Source organism: Candidatus Symbiopectobacterium endolongispinus (assembly GCF_018777385.1).
In the GTDB taxonomy this organism is placed as follows: domain Bacteria; phylum Pseudomonadota; class Gammaproteobacteria; order Enterobacterales; family Enterobacteriaceae; genus Symbiopectobacterium; species Symbiopectobacterium endolongispinus.
In genome coordinates this window covers 242,564-256,052 of record NZ_JAFJYB010000001.1, presented here as the reverse complement: position 1 = coordinate 256,052, position 13,489 = coordinate 242,564, and the positions used below count along the sequence as shown (strand labels likewise).

Genomic DNA, 13,489 nt, shown 5'->3' with positions numbered 1-13,489 from the left:
GAAAACAGCCCCGCGTTACGAGCAGGGCACCGATATTACCTGATTGCGCGCGGTTGACGGGCTATGCCAACCCCAATACGCGTTTTACGGGGGCGAAACTGCGCCGGTGGTACTCAGTAGCACCTAACAGAGCGAGTTTTTCAAGGTGATAAGCCGTCGGGTAACCCTTGTGCTGCGCAAAGCCATATTCAGGGAAACGGGCATCCAACTCGACCATTTCCCGGTCTCGCGTCACTTTAGCGAGAATCGATGCGGCACTGATCTCGGCAACCCGGCTGTCGCCCTTCACCACCGCCAATGCAGGCATGGGCAACAGCGGGCAGCGATTGCCGTCTATCAGCACATAATCGGGTGCCAGGTGCAGCCCCGCAACGGCGCGCTGCATCGCCAGCATCGTGGCATGCAGGATATTCAATTGGTCAATCTCTTCGGGCTCGGCACGCCCCAAACTCCATGACAGAGCTTTGTCTTTGATCTCATCATAAAGCGCCAGGCGGCGTTTTTCACTGAGCTGTTTTGAATCAGCCAATCCAACGATTGGACGCTGCGGATCGAGAATCACCGCGGCGGTGACAACCGCCCCCACCAACGGGCCGCGCCCCACTTCATCTACACCAGCTATGCGCGTCGCATCTGGATAGACAAAAACATCATACATGGTTCACTTCACCTCGGGCCAATTCCATTACAGCCTGTGCCGCCTGCGTATCCGCATCACAACGAATCTGTTGGTGCAGCGCCAAAAAGGTCTCGTGCAACTGTTTCACGTCTTCCCCGCCTTCCAGCCAAGGAAGCAACGCCGCCGCCAGCTTGTCTGGCGTGCACTCTTCTTGCAGCAACTCTTTTACCAATTCGCGCCCTGCTAGCAAATTCGGTAACGACACCCATGGGGTTTTTACCAACCGCTTTGCCAGCCAGAACGTAAAGGGCTTCATGCGGTAGCCCACGACCATCGGGCATTTTGCCATCATGCACTCCAACGCTGCGGTGCCGGACGCCAGCAGCGCCGCATCGCTGGCGATCATCGCTTCACGCGCCTGACCATCCAACATATGCACATCCAGCTCGGAGGCCGTTTCTTGCTTAATGCGTTCAAATTGCTCACGCCGCTTGGCATTCACCAACGGCACCAACACGGCTAAATCAGGATAGCGTTGGCGTAATAGCTGTGCGCTGCGTAAAAAATCGGCGCTCAGCATCTCCACCTCAGCCCCGCGACTACCCGGCAGCAGCGCCAGGTAATGGCGCTCAGGCGCGATGCCTAAATGTGCGCGCGCCGCCAGTTTGTCCGGCTGTAACGGCATGGCATCGGCCATGGTGTGGCCGATAAAGCGGCAAGGCACGTTGAATTTGTCGTAAAACGCTTTTTCAAAGGGAAGAAACGCCAACACCAGATCGGTGGTACGCCCAATTTTGAAAACGCGTTTCTGGCGCCAGGCCCACACGGAGGGGCTGACGTAATGAATGGTGCGGATACCGCGCACTTTGAGGCGGCCTTCGAGCGTGATATTAAAATCGGGCGCATCAATGCCAACAAAAACGTCGGGCGCAAGCTCGGTGAAACGCTGCGTAAGATCACGGCGGATCGACAGCAGGCGCGGCAAACGCCCTAACACCTCGACGATCCCCATCACTGCGAGCTCTTCCATCTCATACCAGGTTTCACACCCGGCTTCCTGCATGCATGGCCCAGCTACGCCGACAAAGCGAGCGTCAGGCATCTGGCTTTTCAGCGCTCGGATCAGGCCCGCACCAAGAATGTCGCCGGAGGTTTCTCCGGCGACGATACCAATCACAAGGGGACGCGTTGACATGAATTACCGGATAATGCCGCGGGTAGAACGGGCAAAGAAATCGATAAATGCTTGAACCGCAGGATGATCTTTCGCCAGCGCTTCGATTTCCGGTTTCACCTCTTCCAACGTTCTCCCACTGCGATACAGCAGCTTGTAGGCGTTACGAATCGCCTGCTGGGTCTCTTTTTCAAACCCGCGGCGTTTCAGCCCCTCAATGTTGAGGCCAAACGGCGTCGCATGGTTACCTTGAGCAATGACGTACGGCGGCACATCTTGCGCCACGCCGGAACAGCCTCCGACCATAACGTGTGCACCGATGACACAGAACTGGTGCACCGCTGTCATGCCGCCGATGATAGCAAAATCATCGACTTCTACGTGTCCACCCAGTGTGGCATTGTTCGCCAGAATGCAGCGGTTACCAATGACGCAGTCATGGGCGATATGCGTGTTGATCATCAGCAGATTATCGCTGCCGACTTTAGTCAATCCACCACCTTGTTCCGTACCACGATGAATCGTGACACTTTCACGAATACGGTTACGATCGCCGATCTCTACGCGAGTAGGTTCACCCGCGTATTTCAGATCCTGATTTACCTCATCAATGGAGGAAAATTGGTAGATCTCATTATCACGGCCTATTTTAGTGATCCCATTTACCACAACATGGGATTTTAATACCGTGCCTTCGCCGATCTCAACGTGAGAACCGACATAGCAGAACGGGCCAATGTGTACACGCGCACCAATAATGGCACCGTCTTCAACAATAGCGCTGGGATGAATAAAGGCGGTTTGATCAATCACGTTATCAGGCCTCCCGACGACGAGCACACATCATGGACGCTTCACAAGCCACTTCGTCATCCACTTTGGCGACGCCTTTGAAACGTGCAACACCACGGCGCTCTTTAATGAATTCAACTTCAAGAATCATCTGATCCCCTGGCTGCACCGGACGTTTGAAACGCGCCTCGTCCACAGCCGCGAAGTAGTAAAGTTCACCCGGTTCCAGCTTACCCACGCTTTTAAATGCCAGAATGCCCGTAGCCTGGGCCATAGCTTCCAGAATCAGCACGCCGGGGAAAATGGGCTTACCGGGGAAGTGTCCCTGAAAGAAGGGTTCGTTGAAAGAGACGTTTTTCACCGCACGCAGGAATTTCCCTTCTTCGAAATCCAATACACGGTCCACCAGCAAAAAGGGGAAGCGGTGCGGTAGTAGTTCTAAAATCTCTTCAATATGCAGAGTATGAGTGTTAGTAGTCAAAATACTCTTCCTGTCCGTAAAACTGATGCCATCAACAACCCGGCCTGCGAGATCCCAAAAGGAGGATCATCTGGCAGGCCGCAAATAAGGATTTTACGCCAGCCTAAGCAGGCAATCCACAACAACCAACGCGTATAAACCCGTCTCCATCAAGCCGCCGCCACTGTTTTGGCGAGGCTGGCACAGAGATCAATCCTGGTTGACTTTACGCTCAACGGCTTTCAGCCGTTTGCTCATATCATCAATACTCATCACCAGCGCTGCGGTTTTACGCCACGTTTTGTTTGGCTGTAACGGAATTCCCGATGAGTATACGCCGGGTTCGGTGATAGGTCTCATGACCATCCCCATGCCGGTAACCGTGACCTTATCGCAAATTTCCATATGACCATTGATCACACTGGCACCGCCAATCATGCAGTAACGGCCAATTTTCAGGCTGCCAGCCATGATAACGCCACCAGCGACTGCTGTATTGTCGCCAATCACGACGTTGTGTGCAATCTGGCATTGGTTATCAATGATAACGCCGTCACCAATAATGGTGTCGTCCGGTGCACCGCGGTCAATGGTGGTGTTAGCACCAATCTCAACGCGATCGCCGATGCGTACCGTTCCTAACTGCGGGATCTTGACCCAATTGCCACGCTCGTTGGCATAGCCAAAACCATCGGAACCAATCACAGCACCAGATTGGATCAGGCATTGTGCCCCCAATTCAACCCGATGATAGACCGTCACATTGGCCCACAGACGAGAGCCCGCGCCAATCCTGGCGTGTTTCCCGACAAAACAACCGGCACCAATCACCACACCATCGCCTAACTCTGCGCCTGACTCGATAACCGCATTCGCACCGATGGCGACATTGCGCCCCAGCACGGCATCATCGGCAATCACCGCACTGGGTGCGATATCCTGCGCAGGTTGCGGCGTGGTATCCATCAATTGCGCCATACGCGCATAAGTCAGATACGGGTTTTTCACCACCAACGCAGCTGCCTTGCAGTAAGGCAGGTCAGCTTCTGTCACTACCACGGCGGATGCCTGTGTCGTGGTCAGTTGCTCACGATAGCGGCTGTCTGAAAGAAAGGTGATTTGTCCAGAGCGTGCCGAATGCATAGAAGCAACACCGGTGATGACGATATCGCCATCACCGTGTAATTGCGCATCCAACTGTGCTGCCAAGGCGTCCAGTCGAATTGAAACCATGAGTTATTTAACCTGTTTCAGCACATCAGCCGTGATGTCTTTCGCGTTACCGACATAGGCAACCGCGTTGGCATCAATCACGATATCGTAGCCATCTTTGCTGGCAACGCTTTTGATGGCATCCTGAATACGGCTCAGGATCTTGTTACGTTCTTCCATCTGGCGACGGCGATTGTCTTGTTCAAAAGCCTGAGCCTTGTTAGAGAACTGCTCACGCTGCGCCATCAGATCGTTTTCAGATTTGCTGCGGTCGCTGGCTTTCATGGTAGAACCATCACGCTGCAATTTTTGCATTTTGGTTTGCAGATCGCTTTCCATTTTCTGCAATTCAGATGCACGACCTTTAAACTCGTTTTCCAACTGCTTGGCAACGGTTTCACGCTGCGGCAACTGCTGGAAAATGCTGGCAACGTTGACAACGGCAATTTTGTCGGCCGCTTGAACGCTGGCAGACGCTGCCAGAGCTAAACCGAGACCTGCGGCAAACAACCACTTTTTCACGTTATTATTCCTCAACCTGATCTTTTTTATCACACATTAACGTGCACAAAGCTCTGGGTCAGCGCACGTAGCGCGTTACCAGAGCCCTATACTTCATATAGAGACAACGTGTTTGTCGTTACACTATATAGAGACAACGTGTTTGTCGTTACACTACCACGTTTTACCAATGCTAAACTGGAACTGCTCCGACTTGTCTCCGTCAATTTTCTTGACTGACTGGGCATAGGAGAACACCAATGGCCCAAGCGGTGACATCCACTGCACCGCAAGACCGGTGGACACACGAATATTGCCCGGTTCGCTGTAGTCTGGCACACCTGCCGACAGGGTTTTGTCCGTGCTCTTCCAGTTGGTATCCCATACCGTACCGGCATCCACAAACAACGAGGTGCGCAGCGAACAGGCATACTTATCGCTGGCAAACGGTGTCGGCAGAATCAGTTCCGCACTGGCCACCGCCATGGCGTTACCGCCCACAGCATCATCCGAATTGTCCACACGGCAAGCCGAGTAACTGTTTGGTAACGGCTTTTCACACCGATAGTAAGCCGCTTTAGGACCAATTGTATTCGACTGGAAGCCACGTACCGTACTGGAACCACCGGCATAGAAGTTGTCGTAAAACGGCACATCTTTGCTGCCAATACCGTCCGCGTAGCCCGCGCGCGCGCGGCCCATCAACACCCAGTGGTGGTTTTCACTCAACGGATAGTAAGTCGCTGAATCAAAGGTCAGCTTGTAGTATTCGTTGTCGGAACCCGGCACAGTGACCTTGGCGTTGAAGCTGGCACGGCTCCCTTCCGTCGGGAAGAAGCCACGGTCCAGACTATTGTAGACCCATCCGGCGTTGAGGAAGAAATCGTTGGCGTTAAAATCGGCGCTGGAGTGATTACCCGATTCTACAACCGGCGGATTAACACCTACCGAATTAAGATAACTCCACATCGCCACCTGCGGTGACATATCTGACACATCGTTATGTACGTAGTCCAGACCCAGACGCAATGAGTTGTTCTCGTTGATCGGGAAACCTAACGTTGTGCCTATGCCATAGCTGCGGTTGGTATAGTCAGAAAGTTCAGCATCGTAGGCTTTAAAGTCGTTATAGAAAATACGACCGCCGAGGCTGACGCCGTCTACCGTAAAGTAGGGGTTGGTCATCGACAGCTCGACATAGGTCTGGTAGCTGTTTTTAGCCCCACTGATGCCCACTGAATTACCAGTGCCCAGCCAGTTGTCTTGCTGAACCCCAGCTTGGAAGCTGACACCACTCTCCGTACCGAAGCCGACGCCGAAGTTCAACGTACCGGTGTTACGCTCTTTCACTTTGTAGGTGACGTCTACCTGATCGGCGGTGCCCGGCACGCGCTGAGTTTCTACGTCAACGCTTTCAAAGTAGCCAAGACGGTTGAGGCGCTCTTTACCCTGCTCCACCAGATCGTTACCCAACCACTCCCCTTCCATCTGGCGCATTTCGCGACGCAGCACGGAATCTTTGGAGGTATCATTGCCCTCGAAGCGTATACGGCGCACCGAGAAGCGATTACCGGCATCAACGTTGATGTTGAGCTTGACGGTTTTGTCCCCGTCGCTGATTTCAGGCTGTGTCACCACGCGCGGATAAGCGTAGCCGTAACGGCCCAGCAGCTTTTTGATATCCTCTTCCATGCGTGTCACTTTGGCGCCGTTATACAACTCGCCAGGATTCACTTTCGTCAGCCCTTCAATCTCGGCAGAGTGACCCGCCAGATTACCGCGCACCGTCACCACGGACAGCTTGTACTGATCGCCTTCCGTGATGTTGATGGTGATATAGATGCCCTTTTTGTCGGGCGTCAGGCTCACCTGAGTGGAGTCAATCGTGAAACGCGCGTAGCCGCGATCGAGATAGAAGCTGCGCAACGTCTCCAGGTCGCCAGAGAGTTTCTGTTTCTGGTATTTACGATCGCCCATGACGTTCCACCACGGCACGTCATCGCGCAGTTGGAATTGGGCTATCAATTCATCAGAGGTGAAGGCTTTGTTGCCAACGATGTTGATCTGCTGGATTTGCGCGGAAACCCCTTCGGTAAACACCAGTTTGAGGTCAACACGGTTGCGCGGCAACGGTGTCACCACCGCCTTCACAGAGGCGCTGTATTTACCGACGCTGTAGTAGAAATCCTCCAGGCCCTTCTCGATAGAAGAGAGTGTCGTGCGATCTAACGCTTCGCCGACGCGCACACCGGACGCTCCCATGTTTTCTTTCAGCATCTCATCCTTGACCGCTTTATTGCCGGAGAATGTGATGCTGGCGATGGTAGGCCGTTCTTTCACCTGCACAATCAAGGTTTCACCGTCACGCAGTACCCGGACATCCTCGAAGTTTCCGGTCGCGAACAGTGCACGGATGGTATTCCCGATATAGTCATCACTGACGGCATCACTCACACGGACAGGCATGCTGAGTAGTGCCGCACCGACAGCAACACGCTGCAAGCCCTCGAAATGAATATCCTTCACTACGAATCCGTCTGCACCGTATACGGTGGCGCTGCTGAACAGCAGCGACGATATGAGCAACTTTTTCATCGCCATCGTTGTTATGCGTTTTTCCTAACCTACTCCCCCGCCTAAAGGCGAGAGAAATCATTAAAAAGTGCGAGCCCCATTAACAGCATCAGCACCACCGTGCCGATACGATAACAAAAGTCTTGCACACGCTCAGAAACCGGCCTGCCTTTCAGTTTTTCAACCAGCAGAAAGAGCTGGTGTCCACCATCCAAAACCGGTAGCGGGAACAAATTGATAATGCCCAGATTTACACTGATCAATGCCAAAAACATCAGGTAGTAAATCAGCCCATAGTCGGCCGACATGCCGGCCCCCTGAGCGATAGAGATTGGCCCGCTCAGATTATTGAGCTTAACATCGCCTGTTATCAGTTTTCCCAGCATACTGACGGTTAACCGCATCAGTTGCCAGGTTTTATCCGCAGCTTGATAAATCGCACTGAACGGCCCGTATTGCCGCACCGTCCGGTACTCTTCGGGCAGCGGGATGACTTTTGGCACCACCCCGGCAAACCCTTCCACCCTGCCACCGGTCGTTTTGCTGTCCGGCGTCAAGATTAGAGAGTTGGTCTCACCGTTTCGTTCAATGTCCAGCGTAATATCTGCATCCGGCTTGTCACGCACCGTACTGGCAAACAGCGACCAGCGCGTCAGCGGTTGCCCATCGACTTTAGCGATCCTGTCCCCGACTTGCAAACCGGCTTTTTGCGCTGCCGATCCATCCTGTACCTGCGTCAGCACCGCATCGATTTGCGGCATACGCGGCACCATGCCCAATGAGGCGGCGGGATCCTGCCTTTCTGGGTTGAACTGCCAGTCATGCAAATCCAGCGTCTTACGCACCACGGACGAAGAACCAAGCGGCGCAACTTCAAGCGTTACCTCGTTATCGCCAATCTTGCCGATCAGCGTTAAACGCGCCGTGTCCCAGTCAGGCGTTTCGATACCATCTACCGCTTTTAGTTCCATCCCCGGCGACATTTGCGCCATAGCAGCAATGGAGTTGGGTACTATTTCGCCAACCACCGGTCGTACACCCGGCACGCCAATAATAAACACCAGCCAGTAGGCGGCAATCGCAAACAGGAAATTGGCAATCGGACCCGCATTCACGATAGCAGCTCGTTGCCATACGGTTTTACGGTTAAAAGAGAGATGATGCTGTTCCGGCGAGACGATATCCACACGCTCGTCGAGCATTTTGACATAGCCACCCAGTGGAATTAGGGCAATGACAAACTCAGTCCCCCGCCGATCGCGCCAACGCCATAGCGCCTTGCCAAATCCGACAGAAAAACGCTCAACCTTAACCCCACAGCGACGAGCAACCCAGAAGTGGCCAAATTCATGCACCGTAATCAATACGCCCAGTGCAACAACAAATGCAGCCAAACTCCAAAGGACATTCATCATCTGTCAGGTCATCCTAAACCGTTTTAAACACTAAAAACATCAGGCAGGCAAATACCGGAATCGCCGCCGTCAGGCTATCGATGCGGTCAAGCACGCCGCCATGACCGGGAATCAGGTGGCTGCTGTCTTTAATACCGGCTTCCCGTTTAAACATGCTTTCTGTCAAATCGCCCAGTACGGATGCCAGCGCCGCAATCACCGAACAGATGAGCAGTGTAAATGGCGCAACGCCCAAAGGCGCATAAACACTAAACAGCGGAGAGATAATCGCGTAGGTGGCTAACCCACCGACAAAGCCCTCCCAGGTTTTCCCCGGAGATACTTTGGGTGCGAGTTTATGCTTGCCAAACAGTTTACCAAACATGTATGCGCCACTGTCTGCGCCCCACACCAGCAACATCACGTAGAGCAACCACCAGGCACCGAAGAAGGGATCGCTATCATAATGGTGCTGGCGTAACGCCACCATACCCCAGAAGAAAGGCATGATGGTCAACACGCCAAACAGCAGGCGCAACGCTTTTGAACCGCGCCAAAATCCGGCAGAACTGGGGTACGACAGCACAAACAGCAGTGCGCCACACCACCACACCAGTGATACCCATAGCGAAACGCGAATAGGCAGCAGATGAACCGAATAGTGATAGTTTGGCAATGATAGTGTCATCAACGCCAGCAGTGCGCCACACATAAAGGCAAAAGACAAACGCTGGGCAGAAGAGCCTAATCCGGCGAATTGCCCCCACTCCCAGGCGGCCAGCATGCAAACGCCGAGCGTTACTAGTGCAAATCCCTTCGGTGGCAGCAGAAACAATGCCGCAATGACCAACGGGATTAAAATCAAGGCAGTTATCAATCGATACTTCAGCACACCTTCCCCCTATGATGCGTCAGCATCGGAAGGTGCAGTTCCACCGAAACGCCGTTCGCGTTGCGCAAATGCATTCATCGCACCTTCAAAATCGTGTTCATCGAAATCAGGCCAAAGGACATCGGTAAAGTAAAGCTCAGCATAAGCAATCTGCCACAGCAAAAAATTACTGATGCGGTGTTCTCCCCCCGTCCTGATGACCAAATCGACCGGCGTTTGATCGCTCAAACACAGGGCGTGGGATAAGGTATCTTCGTCGATCGTGTCCGGGCGGAGCGTGCCTTCCTGCACCTGCTCAGCCAATTGTCTGACGCCCTGAATAATATCCCAACGTCCGCCATAATTCGCGGCAATATTCAGTATTAACCCTGGATTATTTTTTGTCAGTGCTTCAGAGCGGCTGATGCGCTCTTGTAGACGCGGGCTGAAACGGCTTATATCACCGATAATACGCAACTGAACGCCGTGTTTATGCAGGCTTTTGACCTCACTGTCCAACGCCCGAACAAACAGTTCCATCAGCGCTTTCACTTCTTGCGCCGGACGGTTCCAGTTTTCGCTACTGAAGGCATATAAGGTCAAGGCATCGAGCCGATGGCTTACCGCAAAGCTCACCGCCCGCCGCACCGCCTTCACACCAGTCTGATGGCCAAAAACGCGCAGCTTGCCACGGTTTTTCGCCCAACGGCCATTACCATCCATGATGATTGCGACATGCCTTGGCCCGCTTTCGGGTGGCGTAATGGGTGTTTGTTGATTATCAGACGGCATAACGCGAACTTAATTTCCTCAAGTAAGAAAACAATCCATCCCTAACATCAGACCCGTTAGCACAAAAAAGCCGTGAACGAGCACGGCTGTACGTCCTTCGCCAGCGTTTTCGCACTGACCTCGACGCGAATGGCGCAGACTATATCACCTTGATCCCGCATGAACAAATTGTGCCGCGACGATCGCGTCCGCAAGCGCACGTTCTCAGTGGAAACCGCGTAACGCCTCCCGGCCTTTCTCGCGAGCCCAACGGTCAATAGCCAGGACATCGTCAACGGACTCTGGCTCAGCGCAGGAAAGCTGCTCCATCACGCGCTGATTCAACGACGCAATATCGGTAAAGCGAATCTCACCGTGCAAAAAGGCGTCGACGGCAACTTCGTTAGCCCCATTCAGCGCAGTCGTTGCCGCCTGGCCCTGATTGCACGCAGCAATCGCTAACTGCAAGCAGGGATAACGCGTCATGTCCGGCTCGCTGAACGTGAGTGGGCCAAGACGCATAAAATCCAGCGGTGCCACGTTCGATACCACGCGCTGCGGATAGGCCATTGCGTGCGCGATCGGCGTACGCATATCCGGTGTGCCAAGTTGTGCCAAAACGCTGCCATCACGATAGCGCACCATGGAGTGAATAACGGACTGCGGATGGATAATCACTTCCATCTGCGCCGCTGACGCATTAAACAACCAACGCGCCTCGATGTACTCCAGCCCCTTGTTCATCATGGTGGCGGAGTCCATGGAAATCTTGCGGCCCATGGACCAGTTGGGGTGAGCACATGCCTGATCGGGCGTCATCGCCGCCAATGCGGCCAACGGCGTTTCTCGAAATGGGCCACCCGAACCGGTCAGAACAATACGTTCCACCCCATGTTCAGTTAATGAAGCGTAACCCAATTGGCGTTGAATGTGCTCAGGTAAACTCTGAAAAATGGCGTTGTGTTCACTGTCTATCGGCAGCAATTGCGCACCGTATTGTGCAACATCGTTCATAAACAGTCGGCCACAGGTGACCAAAGATTCTTTATTCGCCAACAGCACTTGTTTACCAGCTTTGATGGCTGCGAGCGTTGGCAATAATCCTGCGGCCCCCACGATTGCCGACATTACTTGATCGACGCCATCGAGCGCAGCCAACTCACACGCTGCGTGCTCGCCCGCCAGCACTTCGGTACGGCAGCCTGTGTCCATCAGTCGTTCAAGTAACAATGTCGCAGCCTGGGGATCGGACATGGAGGCATAGGCAGGTTGGAATTGCAGGCATTGCGCCAGCATCACATCAACGTTCCGCCCAGCGGCCAGGGCAGTAACGGCGAATTTATCCGGATTGGCTTTCACTACAGCCAGCGTACTAACACCAATCGAACCGGTTGAACCGAGGATCGTCAGTTGCTTCATGAAATTGCTCTAAAAAAATAAAGCGCCGCCAGTGGGTGTACTGGCTGGCGCTTTTTTTGGAGGCCGATTAAAACTCCATCAGCTCATTTTCTTTTTCTGCCAGCGCGACATCAACTTTCTTGATATAGGCGTCAGTCAGTTTTTGCACCTCATCCTGCGCGCGGCGTTCTTCATCTTCACTGATCGCTTTATCTTTCAACAGCGCTTTCAGCTTGTCGTTCGCATCACGGCGCACGTTACGCACGGAAACACGCCCTTGTTCCGCTTCACCGCTCACTACTTTGGTCAAATCTTTGCGGCGCTCTTCAGTCAACGGAGGCAATGGGACACGGATTACCGCGCCCGCAGAGGACGGGTTTAACCCCAGATCGGAGGCCATGATCGCTTTTTCAACGGCCGGGCCCAAGGTGCGGTCAAACACCGTGATCGCCAGCGTGCGCGTGTCTTCAACCACAATGTTTGCCACTTGGCGCAGCGGCGTGACAGAACCGTAATATTCTACCTGGATGCCATCCAGTAGGCTCGGTGAAGCGCGGCCAGTACGAACTCTGCTAATTTGGTGCTTAAACGCTTCTACACACTTTTCCATGCGTGTATCAGCATATTTTCTGATGTCATTAATCACGTTGCGGACCCTTGAATACTGGTTGCCGGACAGGTTATTTCCCTGTGCTTTATCATGAAACCAACGCGCATGATACAAGCAGACAGGGATGCATACAGCAAACCAGGTAAATCATTGATGCTTGCGCCGGGATGCCGACGCAGCGCGTTATCTATTGGTATTACGAAAATAAAGCAGTACCACCAAAATCAGGATAGTACCTTATTTTTCAGTACACCCGTTATTACTTCGTGATCAAGGTGCCTTCTTTTTCACCCATGACTACGCGGCGCAATGCTCCGGGTTTGTTCATGTTGAAAACGCGGATCGGTAAATTATGATCGCGAGCCAGCGTAAAGGCCGCCAAATCCATCACTTTCAGTTCCCGTTCGAGAACATCCTGATAGGTTAGCGTTTCATGAAGCGTCGCAGTGGGATCTTTAACCGGATCCGCAGAAAAAACGCCATCCACTTTGGTGGCTTTCAGCACCACGTCAGCTTCAATCTCGATACCGCGCAGACAAGCGGCAGAATCGGTAGTGAAGAAGGGATTGCCGGTACCAGCGGAGAAAATCACCACGCGATTGTTACGCAGCAAGCTGATAGCCTCAGCCCAACTGTAATTATCACACACACCGTTGAGCGGAATGGCTGACATCAAGCGCGCGTTGACATAAGCACGGTGCAGCGCATCGCGCATTGCCAGGCCGTTCATTACGGTGGCCAACATCCCCATGTGATCGCCCACCACGCGATTCATACCAGCCTGTGCCAGGCCGGCACCGCGGAACAGGTTGCCACCACCGATAACGACGCCGACCTGAATGCCCAGCTCAACCAGTTCTTTAATTTCCTGAGCCATGCGATCCAGAATGCTCGCATCGATACCAAAACCTTCGTCCCCTTGTAATGCTTCGCCACTGAGCTTAAGCAGGATACGTTGATATACGGGTTTTGCGTTGGTTGCCATGGTGTTGTTGTCCTAACGGGCTATCATCATAATGGGAATGTGATTACTGTCACGCTTTAGTCCCTCATACCGCGAGCGTCATTGAACCGACGCATAAATGCGCAGTGGCAGTAAAACGTGTTGAAAAT

At 53.3% G+C, this 13,489-nt stretch carries 13 protein-coding genes; all 13 read right to left on the bottom strand.

Features of this window, described 5'->3' with window-relative positions; genetic code table 11:
* Window positions 1–61: 61 nt before the first annotated feature.
* Window positions 62–658 (bottom strand): ribonuclease HII, encoded by a 597-nt coding sequence (gene rnhB, locus JZM30_RS01250; protein WP_252317291.1) that lies wholly within the window; start codon window positions 656–658, stop codon window positions 62–64.
* Window positions 651–1,814: a lipid-A-disaccharide synthase gene (gene lpxB, locus JZM30_RS01245; protein WP_252317290.1), complete on the bottom strand. Its 1,164-nt coding sequence runs from the start codon at window positions 1,812–1,814 to the stop codon at window positions 651–653. The genes rnhB and lpxB overlap by 8 nt, the downstream gene beginning before the upstream one ends.
* A gap of 3 nt (window positions 1,815–1,817) precedes the next feature.
* Window positions 1,818–2,606, bottom strand: a complete 789-nt coding sequence (gene lpxA, locus JZM30_RS01240) for an acyl-ACP--UDP-N-acetylglucosamine O-acyltransferase (RefSeq protein ID WP_252317289.1) — start codon at window positions 2,604–2,606, stop codon at window positions 1,818–1,820.
* A 4-nt stretch (window positions 2,607–2,610) separates the two neighbouring features.
* The gene (gene fabZ, locus JZM30_RS01235; RefSeq protein WP_252317288.1) at window positions 2,611–3,066 is read right to left on the bottom strand and encodes a 3-hydroxyacyl-ACP dehydratase FabZ; all 456 of its coding nucleotides are present in this window, start codon (window positions 3,064–3,066) and stop codon (window positions 2,611–2,613) included.
* A 189-nt stretch (window positions 3,067–3,255) separates the two neighbouring features.
* Window positions 3,256–4,278, bottom strand: coding sequence for a UDP-3-O-(3-hydroxymyristoyl)glucosamine N-acyltransferase (lpxD, locus tag JZM30_RS01230; RefSeq protein WP_252317287.1), 1,023 nt, complete (start codon window positions 4,276–4,278; stop codon window positions 3,256–3,258).
* A 3-nt stretch (window positions 4,279–4,281) separates the two neighbouring features.
* Window positions 4,282–4,779 (bottom strand): molecular chaperone Skp, encoded by a 498-nt coding sequence (gene skp / locus JZM30_RS01225; RefSeq protein ID WP_252317286.1) that lies wholly within the window; start codon window positions 4,777–4,779, stop codon window positions 4,282–4,284.
* A 153-nt stretch (window positions 4,780–4,932) separates the two neighbouring features.
* Window positions 4,933–7,359, bottom strand: a complete 2,427-nt coding sequence (gene bamA, locus JZM30_RS01220; RefSeq protein WP_252317285.1) for an outer membrane protein assembly factor BamA — start codon at window positions 7,357–7,359, stop codon at window positions 4,933–4,935.
* 35 nt (window positions 7,360–7,394) lie between these two features.
* A complete protein-coding gene (rseP, locus tag JZM30_RS01215; protein ID WP_252317284.1) occupies window positions 7,395–8,747 on the bottom strand; it encodes a sigma E protease regulator RseP in 1,353 nt (450 codons plus the stop codon).
* 13 nt (window positions 8,748–8,760) lie between these two features.
* Window positions 8,761–9,618, bottom strand: coding sequence for a phosphatidate cytidylyltransferase (gene cdsA / locus JZM30_RS01210; RefSeq protein ID WP_252317283.1), 858 nt, complete (start codon window positions 9,616–9,618; stop codon window positions 8,761–8,763).
* A 9-nt stretch (window positions 9,619–9,627) separates the two neighbouring features.
* Window positions 9,628–10,389: a (2E,6E)-farnesyl-diphosphate-specific ditrans,polycis-undecaprenyl-diphosphate synthase gene (gene ispU / locus JZM30_RS01205; RefSeq protein ID WP_252317282.1), complete on the bottom strand. Its 762-nt coding sequence runs from the start codon at window positions 10,387–10,389 to the stop codon at window positions 9,628–9,630.
* Window positions 10,390–10,593: 204 nt separating this feature from the next.
* Complete coding sequence (ispC, locus tag JZM30_RS01200; RefSeq protein ID WP_252317281.1) at window positions 10,594–11,787, bottom strand: 1-deoxy-D-xylulose-5-phosphate reductoisomerase; 1,194 nt, start codon at window positions 11,785–11,787, stop codon at window positions 10,594–10,596.
* A gap of 67 nt (window positions 11,788–11,854) precedes the next feature.
* Window positions 11,855–12,412 carry a ribosome recycling factor gene (frr, locus tag JZM30_RS01195; RefSeq protein ID WP_252317280.1) on the bottom strand — a complete coding sequence of 186 codons (558 nt, stop codon included), beginning with the start codon at window positions 12,410–12,412 and terminating at the stop codon, window positions 11,855–11,857.
* Window positions 12,413–12,635: 223 nt separating this feature from the next.
* Window positions 12,636–13,361, bottom strand: a complete 726-nt coding sequence (gene pyrH, locus JZM30_RS01190; protein WP_252317279.1) for a UMP kinase — start codon at window positions 13,359–13,361, stop codon at window positions 12,636–12,638.
* Window positions 13,362–13,489: the final 128 nt, after the last annotated feature.